General features: G+C 40.8%; 17 protein-coding genes. 6 read left to right on the top strand and 11 right to left on the bottom strand.

What is annotated here, in order from left to right:
* Positions 1 to 23 precede the first annotated feature (23 nt).
* The 8 genes from PSE69_RS00780 to cysS form a co-directional block, all read right to left on the bottom strand.
* Positions 24 to 2,624 carry a fimbria/pilus outer membrane usher protein gene (locus PSE69_RS00780; RefSeq protein WP_272674902.1) on the bottom strand — a complete coding sequence of 867 codons (2,601 nt, stop codon included), beginning with the start codon at positions 2,622 to 2,624 and terminating at the stop codon, positions 24 to 26.
* Positions 2,625 to 2,720: 96 nt separating this feature from the next.
* Complete coding sequence (locus PSE69_RS00775; protein WP_042116748.1) at positions 2,721 to 3,452, bottom strand: fimbrial biogenesis chaperone; 732 nt, start codon at positions 3,450 to 3,452, stop codon at positions 2,721 to 2,723.
* A complete protein-coding gene (locus tag PSE69_RS00770) occupies positions 3,452 to 4,180 on the bottom strand; it encodes a fimbrial biogenesis chaperone (protein ID WP_040132287.1) in 729 nt (242 codons plus the stop codon). The genes PSE69_RS00775 and PSE69_RS00770 overlap by 1 nt, the downstream gene beginning before the upstream one ends.
* Before the next feature lie 5 nt (positions 4,181 to 4,185).
* Positions 4,186 to 4,782, bottom strand: a complete 597-nt coding sequence (locus PSE69_RS00765) for a fimbrial protein (protein WP_014656531.1) — start codon at positions 4,780 to 4,782, stop codon at positions 4,186 to 4,188.
* A gap of 16 nt (positions 4,783 to 4,798) precedes the next feature.
* Positions 4,799 to 5,350 (bottom strand): fimbrial protein, encoded by a 552-nt coding sequence (locus tag PSE69_RS00760; RefSeq protein ID WP_004922332.1) that lies wholly within the window; start codon positions 5,348 to 5,350, stop codon positions 4,799 to 4,801.
* Entirely contained in the window at positions 5,334 to 6,059 is a 726-nt protein-coding gene (locus PSE69_RS00755) for a fimbrial biogenesis chaperone (protein WP_014656532.1), read from the bottom strand. Before PSE69_RS00755 ends, PSE69_RS00760 begins: the two co-directional genes overlap by 17 nt.
* Positions 6,060 to 6,129: 70 nt before the next feature.
* Complete coding sequence (locus PSE69_RS00750; protein ID WP_014656533.1) at positions 6,130 to 6,645, bottom strand: fimbrial protein; 516 nt, start codon at positions 6,643 to 6,645, stop codon at positions 6,130 to 6,132.
* A 726-nt stretch (positions 6,646 to 7,371) separates the two neighbouring features.
* Positions 7,372 to 8,760 (bottom strand): cysteine--tRNA ligase, encoded by a 1,389-nt coding sequence (gene cysS, locus PSE69_RS00745; RefSeq protein ID WP_036943984.1) that lies wholly within the window; start codon positions 8,758 to 8,760, stop codon positions 7,372 to 7,374.
* Positions 8,761 to 9,169: 409 nt separating this feature from the next.
* Between cysS and ppiB the strand changes: the two genes are divergently transcribed.
* From ppiB to PSE69_RS00720, 5 genes are all read left to right on the top strand, one after another.
* Entirely contained in the window at positions 9,170 to 9,664 is a 495-nt protein-coding gene (gene ppiB, locus PSE69_RS00740) for a peptidylprolyl isomerase B (RefSeq protein ID WP_004922346.1), read from the top strand.
* Positions 9,665 to 9,678: 14 nt separating this feature from the next.
* Positions 9,679 to 10,428, top strand: coding sequence for a UDP-2,3-diacylglucosamine diphosphatase (locus PSE69_RS00735; RefSeq protein WP_088499101.1), 750 nt, complete (start codon positions 9,679 to 9,681; stop codon positions 10,426 to 10,428).
* Between the two features lie 128 nt (positions 10,429 to 10,556).
* Positions 10,557 to 11,072, top strand: coding sequence for a 5-(carboxyamino)imidazole ribonucleotide mutase (purE, locus tag PSE69_RS00730; protein WP_004922352.1), 516 nt, complete (start codon positions 10,557 to 10,559; stop codon positions 11,070 to 11,072).
* A complete protein-coding gene (purK, locus tag PSE69_RS00725; protein ID WP_121874623.1) occupies positions 11,072 to 12,154 on the top strand; it encodes a 5-(carboxyamino)imidazole ribonucleotide synthase in 1,083 nt (360 codons plus the stop codon). The genes purE and purK overlap by 1 nt, the downstream gene beginning before the upstream one ends.
* Before the next feature lie 102 nt (positions 12,155 to 12,256).
* On the top strand, positions 12,257 to 13,507 hold the full coding sequence (locus PSE69_RS00720) for an MFS transporter (protein ID WP_036941274.1): 1,251 nt from the start codon (positions 12,257 to 12,259) through the stop codon (positions 13,505 to 13,507).
* Between the two features lie 90 nt (positions 13,508 to 13,597).
* Here the strand turns inward: PSE69_RS00720 and PSE69_RS00715 are convergent, their stop codons facing one another.
* The 3 genes from PSE69_RS00715 to ybbA form a co-directional block, all read right to left on the bottom strand.
* Positions 13,598 to 14,962 carry an esterase-like activity of phytase family protein gene (locus tag PSE69_RS00715; RefSeq protein ID WP_036941277.1) on the bottom strand — a complete coding sequence of 455 codons (1,365 nt, stop codon included), beginning with the start codon at positions 14,960 to 14,962 and terminating at the stop codon, positions 13,598 to 13,600.
* Positions 14,963 to 15,186: 224 nt separating this feature from the next.
* A complete protein-coding gene (ybbP, locus tag PSE69_RS00710) occupies positions 15,187 to 17,634 on the bottom strand; it encodes a putative ABC transporter permease subunit YbbP (protein ID WP_121874624.1) in 2,448 nt (815 codons plus the stop codon).
* Positions 17,631 to 18,317 carry a putative ABC transporter ATP-binding protein YbbA gene (gene ybbA / locus PSE69_RS00705; protein ID WP_014656538.1) on the bottom strand — a complete coding sequence of 229 codons (687 nt, stop codon included), beginning with the start codon at positions 18,315 to 18,317 and terminating at the stop codon, positions 17,631 to 17,633. The genes ybbP and ybbA overlap by 4 nt, the downstream gene beginning before the upstream one ends.
* Here ybbA and tesA point away from each other — a divergent pair.
* Positions 18,285 to 18,926 (top strand): multifunctional acyl-CoA thioesterase I/protease I/lysophospholipase L1, encoded by a 642-nt coding sequence (gene tesA, locus PSE69_RS00700; RefSeq protein ID WP_036941282.1) that lies wholly within the window; start codon positions 18,285 to 18,287, stop codon positions 18,924 to 18,926. The genes ybbA and tesA overlap by 33 nt on opposite strands.
* Positions 18,927 to 18,973: the final 47 nt, after the last annotated feature.

Raw genomic sequence — 18,973 nt, 5'->3', positions numbered from 1 at the left:
TCAGGCAAATACCTTAATCTATTTTATAATTTCACAGGGGTACATGTATAAGTTACTTGGCGTATTGGTTGGTCTGCCTCTAACTCGATATTGGCTAAATCGAAGCGAACTTCACATTGTTTTTCTGTAGACTCCCCCCATTTAACCAATAATTTTCCTTTTTCAGGTAATCCTGTTAAATAAACCAGCCCTGAATCACCAACGATGCTGCTATAACTATCTGACGTATTTTGTAAGCTAGCTATCGCACCAAACGGCACATTGACATTATTCTTAATCAACGTCATTAACACTTGATACCCTCGTTTTGTCGCAAATTTAACCGGAACAACTGCGCCCTTACTCGGATAAATATTGATATTTGTTTGAGCAACATCGACATCATCAGGTAATGTTGTTGGGTCGATACTGATACTATTTCTCTTATAGTCAGAAAGATAAGGAGCTATACCATAACCTCGCCAATCAGAGTAAGAGGAACCATTATTAATACTGACATTCGGTGCATCCGGTAAATAAACTAATGCGACTGATTCCCCCATATTTTTTGTCAGTGTAAGTCCGCCGGAATGGAGCAGCATGCCGCCATTTGCGTTCATATTAAATGCCTTCATCTGGCGACTATAACTATACCCCGCGGTAATACTTCCCTTACTTCCTTGATAACCAGCATTAATATTACTGCTATTAGCGCCATCTTTATTTTCCCAACTTTGAGAAGCGCTATAGGTAAAATCACCATCCATCAAACTACCATTTATCCCAGTTTGAATTTGCGATTTACCATTGTTATCGCGTGTATAGTAGCTAGTAGAATAAATAGACTGTAAGGAATCTGAATAACCAAATACACTAAATGGAATACTTATGTTAAAGGAAATTTGTCTATTCTCAGGCCAATTTCCGTTATCATCTTTAACCCTATCAATAGTAAAGTTACTGCCATAAGTTATCCCTTTATAGCTATTACTGTAGCCAATCGAACCTCCAGTTTGGGTTCTAGAGCTTCCCCAATAATCATCACGCGTAGCTCGAAGGTAAATTGTTCCCCATTCTCCCATACGCTGGCTGACTTGAGTTTGGAAACTACTACGCCGTCTTTGCATTGACCACGGGTAAACCCCGTCTTCAAGCTGATAACCTTCAGAGTTAAATTCACTAAAATTATAATAGTTACGTGTTGAATAACGTAATGCGGTGAGATCTACGGAGGTTCCCGTATTCATCATACTTTTCGAGTAACGAAGGCGATAAGACTGCCCCGTTTTCCGTGAGTTGTGATTTAATTTTGCAGCAGAAGCCGTGATATCAAGAGAAATGGCACCTATGTTGCCTAGTGAAATACCCGTTCCTACGTTTGCAGCTTGGTAATCTTCAGCAGCTAATACACCACCATAAACTGTGGTGTCATAAGGTAACCCATAAACAGCCGTTCCTAATAAAAAATCGGCCTCGCGGGATTGATTCGTCACATTACCGTCATAACGTCCAACCGTAACTTCATATTTCCAGCCACCGGGCCTTAGCATGACAGGTAATGATGAGTAAGGCACAATGAACTTCCGTTCAGTACCATTTGCCTCAGTGATAGTGACATCATAGTCACCTGAAAGCCCTGCTTCTTGAATATCATTGATGTAAAAAGCACCTGGAGCGACATAGGTTTCATAGATAATATTCCCATTTTGGCGAACGGTTACCCTTGCATTACTATTCGCAACCCCTTCTATGGGTGGAGCATAGCCCCGTAGCTGGCTTGGTAGCATCTCTTCGCTAGAACTCAATTTTATACCGCGAAAAGGAACACTATCAAAAACATCACTCCCCGTATTATTTTCACCAACTAACAGCACAGAGCGCAGTGGGAATAATTCGCGGTATAAATATGTATTCGTAAAACGGGTATAGTGCTGGTTATTATCTTGGTTATCACCACCATCCGTTTTTATTTGGCTATGGGTGATCGTGCTCCGTAAACGCCATGCCCCCGCGTTCAAACCAGCTCTTACTGTTGCAAAGAAGTTATCGGTTTTTCTATCTGAGTTATACCGTGAACTATTTTCAGTATGCCCATAACTTAAATTATAATTCGCAATAAGTGCCGGGATCCCATAATCCAATAAGTCAGGATCGAGTACCTCAGTATGGCTCGATTTCATTGCTATCTGCGGAATACTGATTTCAAGTTCTAGAATAGAAATATCAAAATGTGTTGATGCATCTGGGATCAAAGCCGGCAAATTATCAATCGGGTAATCTAACGGCAAATCCTTTGTTGTAGGAAGTTGCTTAATATTAACGCCATGTTTTTCTAGTAGCTCAGGTGTTAATACTGGAGAAACAACGCCTTGTTTATTTTCCTTAAATGTAATTGGAAGTTGCCCAATACCGACCTTATTAATATAAACAGAAACGAGATATTCACCCGGAGCAATACTCCCTTTTTTAGAATACACGGATAAATCAACTTGATCGGTTTCTCCCATTGCTTGTAAAAAAGCAGGATCAAAATAATCTTCTGCGGTAGCGGAGTGAATGCTTAACATCAAGCACAACGCAATAGGATGCCATGTAAACTTAGCTGGACTTACGCAAGCAGGTAGTGTGTGCTTATTTCTATTCATATTTATATCCATTGACTTATCAATAGCAAAATTAAGCCTAAAGCAGTAAGTGCTCTTTTTTACTTATATTCATTTCAATAACGAGTTCTGAAATAATTACAATAAACGCGTATATTGCTGTGTTACTCCACCATCTTGGTCAATTAAACTCCATTCAAGCTCACCTTTAATATTCTCAGGTAATGGATACCGCTGTTGCCCCATAGGTGGAACCATTTCAAATAGAGATAAAGAGTCAACATCTTGATTGCCCACTTTTATTGAATAAAAAGTGACATAATAAGGTGTTGGATTTTTAACAATTAAAGAGTCCTTATCACGAGAAAAAACTAATTTTTTTGATATTTCATCAGTACCATATTTGGGTAAACCACTTGGGCGATAAAAAAGTTTTAAATGATTCTGTGTCGCAATAATCATTTGTGACTTTCCTGTATGGCCTGTTTCTTTTTTCTGATTAGGTATCGCCTTAATGTTAAGAATAAATAGTGACTCACGATCTTGCGGCATTTTATGATTAATTGATTTAATCATTAATACGACCGCGTCTTTTTCATTTATTTTTTCTAATGGCGGCAAAACAATAAAATCAGGCTTATTAAGTCCATCATCATTTGGGTTTACAACTTGAGATTGCAATAAATAAGCCATATTACTGTAGTTAGTCACTTTAAAGGGTACACCTTTTTTCGCAGACTCTGGATAAATGACCCTTGTCGATTGCATGGCAATGCCATCATGCTTCACCATATTTTGCCCATAAGATGAAAGAGAAAATAACCAGAAGCAATGAAAAATAAACAAAGTAAACCATGATGAGCGTCTCATTATTTTTTCTCCGTATGACTCATTAAATAATGATACTCTCGGCTTTCTCCACCAAAATCATTAACAACTCGCCAAGTTACCTCTTTAGCATTTTGGTTGATGTGATATTTTATTTCCGAAAACGGTGCAACCATCATTCCATTATTTTGATTATCAATTTGTTGTCCATTCACCTTTAACGAAGAAAAGGTCTGAAAATAGGCTGTTGGGTTATTTACAACTAAAACATTTCCTTTTTGTTGAAAAGTGAGTTGTGATGCTGACGAATTTACACCCTTGATAATACTTTCAGGGCGATAAAATAGTTTAATCACCATTTGCAAACCAAAAGAAACTTGTGAGTAATTATCACTCTCCTCACTTAATCCTTCCTTAGGTATACTCGGTATTGCTAAAAAGCTTAAATAGAAAACCGATTCCCTATCTTTAGGTAGATGCTTTATCTGATTAGGAACAATCACTACCGTATTTTGACTTTGTGGCTCCATTCTAAATAATGGTGGATTTACTAAAAAGGGAGCCTTTTCTAAGCTATCAGGTGAAATAAGTGCATTAACTTTAATTAAATAGGTATTATTGCTACGATTTTGAATCGTTGCTTTTGTGTTTTTATCGGTCTCTAAAAAGATCACACGCGTTTGATTCAATAACACACCGCCATCCGCAATAGCGCTATTAAATAGAGAACTAAGCAATAATGTTAATAAAGCTAAGAAATATTTCATCATCGTTTTCAGTCATAAAGAAATTGAAAAGTTACGGTGCTGTGTAATTTCCCAGCTTGTAATTCGCCACTACAATTCCCGCATGAAATTGTTGCCGTAAATGGTATTTTGGTTTTATTCAATATTGATAGTGGACTTTCTGCCACCCAATTAGCATTAATTAATCCTGTTTCGGCTACATTAGTATTTTTCTTGAAATAAGTATTTCCTTCAGTACTAAGTAAAAAACCATACCCTTTAGTAGTTGAGCTTGCTGAGTTCACATATAGATGACGCCCACCAAGGGTTTTGCTTTCCCCCGTAACTTTAATTTTCGGCGTATAGTGTGTTAACCCTTTACTATCACAATCAATAAAGTCTAAGGTAAATTTTTCTTGTTTAGCTGTACCATTTTTAACCTGAGAGGTCGAAATATTAGCGCCATTATTAAACGCAATAACTGGATGACTAACGCTAATTTCACATGTGCCTTGAAAGTATTCAGCTGAAAAATTTATTTGAACTGGTGCAGCCTTTGCTAAGGGTAAATAACTCAATGTCAGTATCATCAAGCTAATTTGCGTCACCCGCTTTAATTTCTTATACAATGTAAAAAAATTCTGCACAGTGGCCCCTTACTTTTCACTGAAAAAGAACGGTAAATGTAATATTGGCTTTTAAAAAATCAGGGGTAACTGTGTTATCCACGCTTACAAGCCCAATCCCAAAATACTCGGTACTTGAAAATTGGTTCGATGAATTTAGCGGTGTTAAAGCCACCTGTTTTCCTTGATTTTCTAGCGCGTCACCATTATAGAAATCATTTAATCCAAGCTCTTTTTTACCATGCTGGATCATAAACCCTGTGCCATTAGGCGTACTGTCTAAAAAAACTTGATTATTACCGCTATAAGGCGTTATGCCTTTTAATGTTAATAACGGTGTGGTATTTCCCCCTTCACAGGTCACTTTTGCTGAAATAGGTTGAATTTCAACTGTTGTTTTTGCTGTTGGGAAACTAGCAACCGAATAAGGCTTAAAATGTAGCGCCTTATCTGATAATTCAATGGAACAACTACCATCGACTAAGGAAGCCGACAGATCAACTTCTGCAGTACCTACCGCATATAATTGGCCAATGTTAGTTAGCATCAGCACAAAAAAGATCGAGGAAGACTTATTGAACCCAACCATCGAATTGATCCTTTCCGCCAAAGTCATTGATTGCGCTCCACTGTACTTTGCCTTTTTGGTGAATATCTTGATACAGCATGTCACTAAAAGGCGAAATCATGGTATTACCTAATTTAGGCTCCAGCTTAGCGAGCTTATTGCCCACTTTGATTTCACTGAGCGTAATATAATAAGGTGTCGGATTGGTCACCTTTAAGCCATTATTTTGCAAAGAGAACTTCAATAAGCCCATTGCCTCTTTTTGGCTGACAGAAAACTGAACAGGTCTATAGAATAATTTTATTGTGTTTCCCGTTGCGATTTGCAATGAGCCTGCTAATTTGGGGGTAGAGTTATTATCTAACCTATCCGTTGCAGGTAACGCTATTGCTCTAAAATAAAAAATAGACTCACGATCTTTAGGTAAGTCATTTTTAACTTTTAGAATTTTAACTTGATTCAAGTCACTCGGTTCTAAACGGAACATTGAAGGTGTGGTAATAAAATTATTTTGCGCTATTTGCCCCTGTACATCACGGTAAATTTGCGTACGAACTAAATAAGGAGTATTCGAATTATCTTCACTTTTGATAGTAATATTAGCCCCTACATTATCCTGACTTTCATTATAAATTATACGAGTTCCATGCAGCACGATCCCCGCCATTGCTGAAGTTGTACTCAGTAATAATAATATGGTTCCGATAACTCTAAATACTTTTACTATCATTTCCCTATCCTAATAATTCACCTTAAACGATAAAATGAAGCGCAGGGCTCTGCGCTTCAAATATTATTAATTACTCAGATGCGTAAGAAATAATAATTGGCGCTGAATAGGCACCAACAGCAGGCGAGGCATCCGTTGTACCCATACCAACTTTGAAGGTATACGTTATTGGTGCAGTATCAGAAACAGTCACAGGAATTGCTTTGTTTGCAACAACTTGATCGGTTTTACCCTCTTCTTGCAGCATAAAGCCAACGGTTGAACTTTCACCAATGAAGATATTTTTTGCAGTATTTGAAGTAGCCGTTGTGCCTTGTACATACAGTGCACCTTTATCGGATGCCTTGTCACACGCATCTAATTGTACGACAAGTGGAGTATCACCGTTTTGTACATTTGGACTAAAGGTATCTTGAGCAAATTTACCTACATAAAATACTGAATTACCACCATTAGCAGTCACATTACAAGTTACCGCCGTAATTACACCATTAAGTGTAATATTGTCACTATTACTACCAGCAACAGCACCTAGGCTGACACCGGTAAATAACATCGCTGTAATTAACTTAGTTTTAAAAGCCATGATATACCTCATGAACAAGCAGTGATTAATAGAGCCTAAATAGACCCCACAACAAATACAAAATAAAGAAATAAAAAATCAATTTAAAACAAGAATAGGAGTTTATTCCTACTCATCAGAATAATAGATAAAAATAAAAGTATGTAAATACCTACAATTTTAATAATTGAAAAATATCACGTCATTATATTATTTTTACCTTTATATAAATCTAAGTTTTTATTTAAAATAATATAGTAAAAACACTTAAAGCGAAAAAACAAGCAACAAAATCCATAACGATTAAATATTAAACTCAAAATTAGAATATAAATTTATATTAGATTCCATTGGTAGTTTTTTATTTCAATTAGGTGTTAATACTTATTACCATTAGATGACAATAACTGTTATTTATTAAAAAAGTTAAAAATAATTAATTATTATAAAATACAACTTATTCAAAATACACTTATTATGATAGTCGTAAAAAGATCAGTCTTGCGTTTACTCCCAAAATAACGCTGTTTTTTTCTATCTCTATTTTATAAATATAAAGATAATTAATATGTGATACCGCATAAAGTTTAATTCAGCTAATCTATTAAGCTGAATCGATAAAAATTTGACTTATTGCGCTAATAATAGGGCTAGCTGTTGAATATCGATAGATATAATAAAACCCGTTAAAATGATTGAGTACTATCTACTCAAATTTTAACGGGTTGATTTTAAATAAAGATAAGACTATTTACGGCGCCAAGTTGTTCCTTGAGCACCATCTTCTAATACGATTCCCATTGCCGTCAGTTCATCACGGGCTGCATCAGCCAATGCCCACTCTTTATTTTTACGAGCATCATTACGCTGTTTAATTAACGCTTCAATTTTAGCCACTTCTTCGTCGCCTTCACCTTGAGCATTACCTTGTAAAAAGGCTTCCGGGTCTTGCTCAAGTAAACCAAGCACACCCGCTAATTTACGTAACTCAGAGGCCAATTCATTGGCTGCAACCTTATTTTCTGACTTCAGTCGGTTGATTTCACGCGCCATATCAAACAGTACGGAATAAGCTTCAGGTGTATTGAAGTCATCATTCATGGCATCTTCAAAACGTTTTTTAAAGACTTCACCACCCGCTGGGGCGACTGATTTATCAGTACCACGTAAGGCAGTATATAAACGTTCTAAGGCTGTACGTGCTTGTTTCAAATTCTCTTCAGTGTAATTAAGTTGGCTACGATAATGACCAGATAGCAAGAAATAGCGCACCGTTTCAGGGTCGTAATACTCAAGCACATCACGGATAGTAAAGAAATTATTCAGTGACTTAGACATTTTTTCACGATCAACCATCACCATTCCTGAGTGCATCCAATAATTCACATAAGGACCATCGTGAGCACAAGATGATTGCGCAATTTCGTTTTCATGATGTGGGAACATCAAATCCGAACCACCGCCGTGAATATCAAAATGGTTACCCAATGCTTTGCTATTCATCGCGGAACATTCAATGTGCCAACCAGGGCGACCTAACCCCCATGGTGATTCCCAGCTAGGCTCGCCTTCTTTTGACATTTTCCAAAGAACGAAGTCCATCGGATTACGTTTTGAATCAGCAACTTCAACGCGTGCCCCAGCTTGCAGCTGCTCTAGGTCTTGGCGAGACAATTGACCATAATTTTTATCCGTTTTGACTTCAAACATCACGTCACCGTTATCTGCCACATAAGCGTGACCTCGTTTAATAAGCAGATCGGTGATTTCGATAATTTCATCAATATGCTGGGTGGCTCGCGGCTCACTGTCTGGGCGTAAAATATTTAATGCATCAAAATCTTTATGCATCTCAGCTAACATCCGTGTTGTCAGCGAATCGACGGTTTCATTATTTTCAGCCGCACGTTTGATAATTTTATCGTCAATATCTGTTACATTACGCACATAATTCAGGTCATATCCCAAATAGCGCAAGTAGCGGCTAATCGCATCGAAAGCGACGAAGGTTCGACCATGACCAATATGACACAAGTCATAAATGGTGATACCACACACGTACATCCCTATTTTCCCTGGATGAATGGGTTTAAACTCTTCTTTTTGACGACTCAGTGTATTAAAAATCTGTAGCATCTGAACTATTCCGTTTAATGTGTACGTGTTTTTCCTTACTGGCTTACCTTGATTCAAGCCACAACACAAACGGCGACTGCCTTTAACGCTAGCCATACATATTGCCTATGCCTAGCCGACTAGTCTGTTGCCGCCCTGTTACACCTTGAATTATTTAGCGTATTACTCGCTCAAGCTATAAGGGGTATCTCAATAATAAGGTATCAACCTGTTAAATAGAGTGATATTGAAACCTGAACATTGCAATAATGCAAGGTTTAACCATAGTGTTTACCTGTCTATTTTTATCACTCGCTGCTTTTACAAACCAGACTGTGACTTCAAGTCAGGTTTCATCTGTGATATAAACTTTCTGACAACAACGCCTTCATAAGAAGGCGCAATAAAACAATTATTCAGGATAGCTATTATGGTTACTTTTCATACCAATCACGGTGATATTGTTATTAAGACTTTTGACGATAAAGCCCCTGTTACTGTCGAAAACTTTTTAAGCTATTGCCGTGAAGGTTTTTACAATAATACCATTTTCCATCGAGTCATTGACGGTTTCATGATCCAAGGCGGTGGCTTTGAGCCAGGCATGAAACAAAAAGCAACAAAAGCACAAATCAAAAACGAAGCTAACAATGGCTTAAAAAATACGCGTGGTACTCTTGCTATGGCACGTACCAACGATCCTCACTCAGCGACAGCACAGTTCTTCATTAACGTTGTTGATAACGACTTCCTTAACTTCCGTTCAGAACGTCCTGAAGGCTGGGGCTATTGTGTCTTTGCTGAAGTTGTAGAAGGCATGGACGTTGTTGACAAAATCAAAGGCGTTGCAACAGGAAACAGCGGTTTCCACCAAGACGTTCCTCGCGAAGATGTTGTGATCGAAAAAGTGACTGTTAGCGAATAATTCGACTCAACAATATGTCCACTTATATCATTGCAGATTTGCATTTGAGTGAAGATGAACCGGCGATCACCGCCGGTTTTATGAATTTTATTCATCAGCAAGCAATTCATGCCGATAGCCTCTATATACTCGGTGATTTTTTCAATTACTGGATTGGTGATGACGATAAAACCCCACTCCACCAGCAAGTCGCCAATGCCCTAACAATGCTCACTGAGCGAGGCATTCCCTGCTACTTTATCCATGGTAATCGAGACTTTTTACTTGGGAAACGTTATGCCAAACAATGTGGTATGACTATACTCAACCAAGAAACATTACTGGAGCTTTATGGTAAACGCGTACTCATTTTACACGGTGATACACTGTGTATTGATGATCAGGCTTATCAAAATTACCGTAAAAAAGTGCATACGCCTTGGATCCAACGCCTATTTTTAGCCCTACCGCTGTTTATTCGCCGACGGATAGCAGAAAAAATGCGCCAAAACAGCCAATACGCCAGCAGTATGAAGGCCGAATCAATCATGGATGTCAACCCACAAGCGGTGATTAACGCCTTAACAAATTACCAAGCTGATTGGATGATCCATGGACATACACATCGTCCTGCTATTCATGAAGTGAAGGTTGGTGATAAGTACTGCTATCGTGGTGTATTAGGAGCATGGCACCATGAAGGCTCCGCATTTGTGATTAACGAACAAGGTATCGAACTTATTTTTTTCCCTTTCGAGCCTGAGACACACTCGACTCGCTCTTAAACCCCCAGTCTGTTTGCTGACATTTTAATCACGCAAACGTTTTCCTTACCCTTTTACCATGATATGATCGAGGTAATTTATTTTTCCCACCTCACGGTGAAAGTTTATTAACCACAGGATCACATCAAATGACTGCCCAAGTATCTGCACAATCTGCGGCTAAAATCGCCATTGTTATGGGTTCTAAAAGTGACTGGTCAACTATGCAACATGCGGCGGATGTTTTAACTGAGCTGCAAGTGCCCTTTCACGTTGAAATCGTCTCAGCACACCGTACGCCTGATAAATTATTCTCCTTTGCTGAAAAAGCAAAAGCAAATGGCTTTGATGTGATCATTGCTGGTGCAGGTGGCGCGGCACATTTGCCGGGGATGCTAGCTGCGAAAACATTGGTTCCTGTATTAGGTGTTCCTGTACAAAGTGCAGCTTTAAGCGGTGTCGATAGTCTCTATTCTATTGTGCAAATGCCAAAAGGCATTCCTGTTGGCACATTAGCAATTGGCAAAGCTGGAGCAGCAAATGCGGCATTATTGGCAGCGCAAATTTTAGCAAACACTGACACAGCCTTATTAACACGCCTATCGGCTTGGCGCGAAAGTCAAACTAATGACGTGTTGAACAACCCAGACCCTCGGGAGGCGTAATGAAACCTGTTTGTGTCCTTGGTAATGGTCAATTAGGAAGAATGTTACGCCAAGCAGGTGAACCACTTGGTATCGCGGTGTTTCCTGTTGGTTTAGATGCCGAGCCAGAAGCCGTTCCCTATCAACAAAGTGTCATTACTGCAGAAATTGAGCGCTGGCCTGAGACACCACTGACCAAAGAATTGGCCCGCCATAATGCGTTTATTAATCGCGATATTTTCCCTCGCCTAGCTGACAGGTTCCCCCAAAAAAGTCTATTTGATTCATTGGGCCTAGCAACCGCTCCTTGGGCCTGTCTTGAATCCAAAGATCAATGGCCTGAGTTATTCTCAACGCTTGGCGATTTTTTGATAGTTAAACGTAGGACTGGTGGCTATGATGGGCGCGGTCAATGGCGTGTTCGCCCTGGTGATGAAGCCAGCCTGCCCGATGAAATCTACGGGGAGTGCATTGTCGAACAAGGTATCCCTTTTGATGCCGAAGTTTCAGTCATTGGCGCGCGTAACCGCGCTGGTGAGAGTGTGTTTTATCCGATTACCCATAACCTACATCAAGAAGGGATTTTACGTACCAGCGTAGCATTTCCGAAGGCAGATAACTCACAGCAAAAACAAGCACAATCCATGTTGAGTGCAGTAATGGATGAGTTAGATTATGTTGGCGTGATGGCAATGGAATGCTTTGTGGTTGGTGATAAGTTACTCATCAATGAGCTTGCTCCTCGCGTGCATAATAGCGGCCATTGGACTCAAAATGGCGCCTCCATTAGCCAATTTGAGCTACATTTGAGGGCTATTTTAGATTTACCAATGCCATCACCTGAAGTGTTTAGTCCATCCGTTATGGTTAATTTGATTGGTACTGATGTCAACTCACACTGGCTCAGACTACCACTCGTACACTTACACTGGTATGAAAAAGAAGTACGCCCAGCCCGCAAGGTTGGTCATTTAAATCTCACGCATAATGCTCCGTCAATGCTTGCTGATACATTAGACGCACTCGTCGATATGTTACCAAATGAGTACAAAAGTGGCATTGAATGGGCAAAAGCAAAATTAAACTGGTACTATGCCCAATAAACAGGGAAAATAGCGCGATACGATGCCCGATATTTTCGGGCATTTTGCGTTTATATCGCTGTCTTTTTTGTGCAAAAAACAGGCAGAGTGACCGGAGTTGACATGGTAGCCTCAAATTCCCCGTTGTTTAGCCCACTTTATCAGTGGAGTATCCTCATTTTGTTAGGGATGGTCTATTTTTTAGCCACCGCGACAACCTTTACCTCGTTAGGTGTTGTTCTCCCCAGTATGATTGAGGAACTGCAATGGAGTTGGACAGAGGCAGGGTTTGGTTTCACGTTATTGGGGTTGACTTGTGGTTTAGCCAGTTTTCTTCCGTCTGTCCTGATCCGTAAAATCGGCGTTCGCCTCACCCTTTTACTCGGTGCTCTCATCTTTATCGCGGGGTTTTATAGCCTCTATTCGACCGAAACCATTAGTCGCTATTTTCTCGGTACTGCCCTGATAGGTATAGGCTTTACTCTACTCGCGACCGTTCCGGGAACCTATGTTCTTTCTCGCCTATTTGAAAAACAGTCTCTCGCTTTTGGCCTCTATTTTACCATCGGGGGATTAGGGGGCGTCGCGGGGCCTTGGATCTATTTCTATGCGTCAAACCAGTTAGGGTCATGGCGTATGCACTGGGTACTCTGTGCGCTTTATCTCGGTATTGTCACACTGCTGACTATTTTGGTCTTACGCGAAGGTCAACGCGAACGTGAACACGCTAAAAGCGTGGTACAAAAACAGGTCAGTGATGTTAGCAAACCTATTTATCGCACCAAAGAAGTTTGGACAGTACGCCGTGCGCTACGTACTTGGCAATTCTATTTAATCGCAGCAACCTATACCTCATTTTTATGGTGCGGTATTACAGTAAACAGTTTTGCCGTCGCTCATATTGAAGAGCGTGGTTTTGGGATCACCGTAGCTGTTTCATTACTCAGTACCATGGCATTTGTGAACGCATTTTCACGCTTTATTGGCGGTGCGGCGGGCGAATGGTTGGAACCGAAAAAACTGTTAATTGGTAGTTTGATTATTATGATCATTGGGGTTATTTCTCTCAGTATCGCCACCTCTTGGTTATGGTTAATACTGTTTGTGCTCTGTGTTGGTATCGGCTATGGCATGACTTTCTTAGCATCTAGCGTATTATTATCGAATTATTTTGGCAGAGGCCCCTATTTAGAGTTATTTTCTGTCGTTAATTTGCTATCGACACTCGCTTGCTTAGCCCCCTTTATTGCTGGTGCTATTAAAGATTATACGCACAGTTTCACGCCGGCATTTCTTATTATTGTGGCTCCCGTTATTGTGGTGCTAATGTTTACATTAATGATGAAGCCGCCTGAGTTATCCGCTAAAAAATAATGGTGGCGGTAAAAATCACGATGTTTACAATTGGCGATAAATAAAAAAGCTCGGGCTACTCCCCGAGCAAAATCAATATAGACAAGGAAATTAAGGATTTAACAACGCAGGCACTTTCAATAAAATAAATTCGTTATCATCCGCTTGGTTCGGTTCGCGACTGGATGAGAATGGATAATTATTATCGTTGCCAACAATGATGTGTTCACCGTCGACAACATCCACATTTTCAATTGTAAAGAATGGGAAGGTAAATACGCCATTATTCAATGGTTTCTTCGCGACGCCTTCAGGATCTTTAATATTCATTAAGTCTACATAGGCTTGCTTATTAACTGGCTTACCTTGGTTTTTATCGGAAAATTCAACCCGATAAACTCGCTTAAATTTAGCTAAATGACTAAAGCAATGTTGGGTATCCGTAGCCCCCTCTGCACAAGCTTTATCGGCGGTTCCCTCGCCATTATCACGTTCAATAATCAAGCCATGAGTATCGTCAATCATATTAAAATCACCGATGGCATTTTGATTATCTTCAAAAACATATAACCAGCTACGCCCCGTCCATTGTTGTTTTTTCACATCAAATTCAAGAATGCGTGCAGCCCGTTTCCCTTCTACGCTCTCATAATCTTGTTTTTCGCTATCCCACAATGCGCCTTCGAGCATTGGATAGAGTTTGCTACCATCTGGCGATGAGGCCATCCCCTCAAAACCTTTTGAACGGTTCACTTGAAAGCTGACGCTATCGCTTGGCTTAGCCGGTGTTGTCACTTGATAATGATCTGGTGACACGACCTTTTTCCCATCAACGTACGTTTCAAAGAGAGCAAGCACCTTGCCATTCAGATCCATCTTAATCAAATACGGGCCAAACTCCTCTCCAACCCATAATGCGCCATCGGCAAACTGGAAGCTTTCAGGGTCGAAATCACTTCCGGTTAAATAACGCTTATCCGTGCTTTCATTAATAATATGGAACGGAATGATTTTATCGGGATCATGAAAGAAAACCGTTTTTAATGGCGTTGCTTTTCCAGTTTTAAAGTCGATGTCGTATTGAGTTAAATACAGCATTGAATCAGGTGAGTTAACTTTATTGCCGTAGCCATTGTCAGTCAGTACCCAATAAGTGCCATCTGACATACGTTTGATGCCTGAGTGCCCTTGTAATGGCTGCCCTTTAATGGGAACATGCATGCCTGTCGGGCGATCGGCTGACTTCCCTTCAACGCTTCCCAATGTCTCAATACGACTTCCCGTCGTGTATTTACCACTGTTTTGTAAATCTTTCGCTGCATCCGTTGGGGCAGATATCGTCGAATTCACAGGTAACACCGCGTGCCCTGCTAATGTTGCTGAAACTTCTTGTTGTGCGTATCCCGTGGTAGAAAAAGTAATCAATGTCGCGAGTAATGATAAAGAGCGCAATTTTATGGTGCGGCGATGCTGCATTATTATATTCCTATCAAATAGTTAATCATTTGTTGACCATAGGATCATAAACAGCATTGATGACAGTTTAGTGATAGATATAAGACAGTTATTTTATTCAACTATGGCAAGTAACAAGCTATTTTTCAAAGAAATAAAATTCGCGGCTAAATAGGGAATAGCCCAGATCACATGTTATCTGCGATCTGGGCGTTGAAAGGTTGTTGTGTGGTATATCAATGCGATTAATTATTCGGCATGCGACGATGCTGATTGCCTGTTCCTAGCAATCTTAATCCTAACCAACTACCACAAATAGACAGTAATAGGGCTGCACATAATGGTAATAGTAACCACATTGACCATTCAGGCTGCCAAGGGAAATCAAACACCCGAGTTTGCAGTAACCATAAAGCGACCTCAGCACCAAAGGCAGCAGCTAATCCAGCCATTAGCCCTAATAGCGCAAACTCACTCCATAAGGTTTTACGCATCAGTTTCCGGCTTGCCCCCAAGGTACGATAGACCACTAACTCACGCTCCCGCTGACTCATACCAACCTGAATTTGCGCTAATAACAACAGTAGGCCACAAAAGATCACCAACACGACCATCACTTCCAGTGCTTGGCTGACCTGTTGAAGGATTTGTTGTATTTGAGTAATTAATGCCCCTGTATCCAATACATTGATGGTTGGATAATGACGACTTAAGTCTGTCAGTAGCTTACCGTCGCCATCATAATGGAAACTGCTCATCCATGTTGCAGGCACATCTTTTAATGTTCCTTCAGCAAAGATAAAGAAGAAGTTTGGTCGCAAACTTTCCCAATCAACAGTACGAATACTAGTGACTGTTGCACTAAATACCTGAGCGCCGGCATTAAAAGTGAGTTTATCTCCGATTTTAAGTCCTAATTGTTTCACGACGGTTTGCTCGATAGAGACCTCACCGTCTTTAGGCGGCCAAGTGCCTTCATCAACCACATTAGCTTCCGGTAGTTTAGCTCGCCATGTTAGGCTCAGCTCGCGTCGCACGGTATTATTATTTGGATCACGCTCGTCCGCCCACTCTATCGCTGAGCTATCATTTATCTCTGATAAACGCGCTAAGATCACAGGATAAAACTCCGTCGGCTTCACTTGGTGTTGCACAAGTAGCTCTGTTACAGGTTTAATCTGCGATTCATTCATATTGATCAAAAAGTAATTAGGGCTATCCGCTGGCAGTTGTTGCTGCCACCTATCCAATAAATCCCCTCTGACTAGAATCAACAGGGCTAACAGCATAAATGAGAGTGAAAAGGCACTCATTTGCGAGACCGTTTGTAAAGGTTGACGCAATAAACGGCTCACCGAAAGCCGTAAGCTTAATTGCTTAAACTTAAATTGGCGTAGTACCCATAACCCCAACCAACCAATCAAAGCTAATAAAATAGCGACGATCACGATGCCCACTAAAATCGACCATAATAGTGGGTTCACACCTGTAAACAGAAATAACCCACCAACAACAATTAAGGTGACAATAGGTAAATAGTAACGTAATGGCCAAACAGGTGAGTTAGCATCTTCACGTAATACCCGTGATGGCTGCGTTGCAATTAACTGACGATAAGGACGAATCCCCACGAGAATAGCAATCACAAACAAAGTTCCAATCGCCCAAACCCATGGCCATAAACCGGCAGAAGGTAACGCTTTCGGCAGCATTGCACCGAGTATTTGCATTAAAATACCTTCAAAAGCTAGCCCTAGTAGCGACCCTAGCAAGGCTGCGGCTATCAAAATAGCCAACCACTGGCCTATTATCCATTTTTGTAACGCCGAGCGCCCTGCACCCAAGGTTTTAAGTACAGCAACTAATTGGTGGCGGCTACGGCAATAGTGAGTCATCGATACCACCACCGCCGCTATTGCTAGCAACAATGTCAGCAATACCGACAGTAATAAAAATTGCTGCGCCCGCTGGAAAGTTTTTCCTACCGCCCCACTATTTTCTTTTAACGTAAACCAACGTTGATCCGTTCTTAATTGCCCATCAAACTGAGATTCAAAAGCATCAACTGTGGCGGTTTCTCCAGCAAACATATCTCGATAGGTTAATCGACTCCCCACTTGTACGGCGCCTGTCAATTCAGCATCTTCTAATGAGATAAGTACTCTCGGAGCGATTTGGAATGGGTTAAAGCCGCTATCCGGCTCTTGGACTAATGTTCCAGCAACTTTTAGGGTCGCGTCGCCAATATCGATGTTATCGCCAATTTTTAAGTTAAGTAACTCCAACAAGCGAGGGGCAACTAAAATTTCCCCTTTGGTTGGTCGAAGTCCGGCTGGCTCAGTGATAAGCTCACCATAAAGTGGATAAGCCTGATCTGCGGCTTTAACCAGCACTAATTGTGGACGTAAATCTTCATCAGCCGTCGAATAAGCCATAGTAGAAAACGACATTTGTTGGCTTAGTTTTAGCCCCATCGCTTCTGCTTGTTGCAACCACTCAGGATCACTGGGATAAGAGGAGCGCAACACCAAGTCACCCGCTAATAGCTCTCGGCTTTGGTAGCTCATGCTATTTTCAATACGGTCACTAATACGCCCTAAAGCAAGCACACAAGCGACGGCTAAAGTCAGCGCCAGCCAGACGATCAGAAGTGATGGCGTTTTCCACTCACGCCAAAACCAACGCCAAATCATGCTTCTTCCCTCAATACACCATCTACCAGTCGTAAGCGACGCTGGCAACGGGCAGCTAATTCGTTATCATGTGTCACAAGGATCAATGTTGTGCCATGCTCTTTGTTCATGGAAAATAGAAGATCGGCGATTTTATCGCCAGTATGTCGGTCAAGGTTTCCCGTTGGCTCATCGGCAAACAGAATTTTAGGCCGCCCATTAAATGCTCTTGCTAATGCAACGCGCTGCTGTTCACCTCCAGATAACTGCGCCGGCATATGTTTTAAGCGATGGCCTAACCCAAGTTCAGAAAGCAAGGCGGCTGCTTGTTGATAGCTCTGTGACTCTGGCTCACCTCGCAATAGAGCAGGCAATTGCACATTTTCGAGGGCATTAAGTGTTGGTATCAACATAAAAGATTGAAAAACAAAGCCCACACTCTGGGCACGCAAATAAGCGCGTTGTTCTTCATCCATTTGGGTCAATTCGTGCCCTAATAGGCTAACGCTGCCACTGCTACCATCATCTAAACCGGCAATAATGCCTAATAAAGTCGACTTACCAGAACCAGACTCGCCAATTAATGCAATTGTTTGACCGGACTCGACAATTAGTTCAACACCTTGCAATATAGTGAGTTCATGTTCCCCTTGACCAACACGTTTAATGAGATGATGAACTTCAAGAATATTTTCCGCCGACATTTACTGGTATTTCTCCTATTATTTGTCGCAAGTGGGCAAGCACTCGCAGCCACAAAACTGTTAATCCTTGGTGACAGCCTCAGTGCAGGCTATCGCTTACCGGCAGAGCAAGCATGGGCTTCACTCCTTGCCGAACGTTGGCAGAAATCGTCGCCACCCGTTATTGTCATTAACGGTAGCATTAGTGGAAACACCTCAGCCCAAGGGCTCGAGCGCCTTCCTGCCTTACTTGAACAACACAAACCCGATTGGGTATTGATCGAGTTAGGTGCAAACGATGGTTTGCAAGGGCTATCTGTTAAACAGATGGAGAACACACTACAACAAATTATTGAACAAATAACGCAGTCCGGTGCGAAACCGCTTTTAATGCAAATTCGTATACCGCCGAACTACGGTAAGCGTTATACTTCTAGTTTCGAAAATGTTTATCCTGCACTTGCACAACAAAACGCGGTTCCACTACTGCCTTTTTATATGGAAACCATCATTACTAAACCTGAGTGGATCCAACAAGATGGTATTCACCCAACTGTAGAAGCTCAACCTTCTATCGCTGATTTTATGGAAAAACAATTACTCCCTTATTTAACTTCTTCAGCAAATTAAAAGAATAAATAAGTGGGTAATTGTAAAGCAGTTTTTATATCAATTTG

It is taken from the genome of Providencia sp. PROV122 (assembly GCF_028482365.1).
Taxonomy (GTDB): domain Bacteria; phylum Pseudomonadota; class Gammaproteobacteria; order Enterobacterales; family Enterobacteriaceae; genus Providencia; species Providencia stuartii.
The sequence above is the reverse complement of the archived record's forward strand: the minus strand, read 5'-3'. Positions and strand labels throughout refer to the sequence as shown.

Bases quoted from the DNA above. Each gene is read 5' to 3' on its own strand.
- PSE69_RS00780 (WP_272674902.1), bottom strand. From the start codon at position 2,624: ATGAATAGAAATAAGCACACACTACCTGCTTGCGTAAGTCCAGCTAAG.
- PSE69_RS00775 (WP_042116748.1), bottom strand. From the start codon at position 3,452: ATGAGACGCTCATCATGGTTTACTTTGTTTATTTTTCATTGCTTCTGG.
- PSE69_RS00770 (WP_040132287.1), bottom strand. From the start codon at position 4,180: ATGATGAAATATTTCTTAGCTTTATTAACATTATTGCTTAGTTCTCTA.
- PSE69_RS00760 (WP_004922332.1), bottom strand. From the start codon at position 5,350: ATGGTTGGGTTCAATAAGTCTTCCTCGATCTTTTTTGTGCTGATGCTA.
- PSE69_RS00755 (WP_014656532.1), bottom strand. From the start codon at position 6,059: ATGATAGTAAAAGTATTTAGAGTTATCGGAACCATATTATTATTACTG.
- PSE69_RS00750 (WP_014656533.1), bottom strand. From the start codon at position 6,645: ATGGCTTTTAAAACTAAGTTAATTACAGCGATGTTATTTACCGGTGTC.
- cysS (WP_036943984.1), bottom strand. From the start codon at position 8,760: ATGCTACAGATTTTTAATACACTGAGTCGTCAAAAAGAAGAGTTTAAA.
- ppiB (WP_004922346.1), top strand. From the start codon at position 9,170: ATGGTTACTTTTCATACCAATCACGGTGATATTGTTATTAAGACTTTT.
- PSE69_RS00735 (WP_088499101.1), top strand. From the start codon at position 9,679: ATGTCCACTTATATCATTGCAGATTTGCATTTGAGTGAAGATGAACCG.
- purE (WP_004922352.1), top strand. From the start codon at position 10,557: ATGACTGCCCAAGTATCTGCACAATCTGCGGCTAAAATCGCCATTGTT.
- purK (WP_121874623.1), top strand. From the start codon at position 11,072: ATGAAACCTGTTTGTGTCCTTGGTAATGGTCAATTAGGAAGAATGTTA.
- PSE69_RS00720 (WP_036941274.1), top strand. From the start codon at position 12,257: ATGGTAGCCTCAAATTCCCCGTTGTTTAGCCCACTTTATCAGTGGAGT.
- PSE69_RS00715 (WP_036941277.1), bottom strand. From the start codon at position 14,962: ATGCAGCATCGCCGCACCATAAAATTGCGCTCTTTATCATTACTCGCG.
- ybbP (WP_121874624.1), bottom strand. From the start codon at position 17,634: ATGATTTGGCGTTGGTTTTGGCGTGAGTGGAAAACGCCATCACTTCTG.
- tesA (WP_036941282.1), top strand. From the start codon at position 18,285: ATGATGAACTTCAAGAATATTTTCCGCCGACATTTACTGGTATTTCTC.
- ybbA (WP_014656538.1), bottom strand. From the start codon at position 18,317: ATGTCGGCGGAAAATATTCTTGAAGTTCATCATCTCATTAAACGTGTT.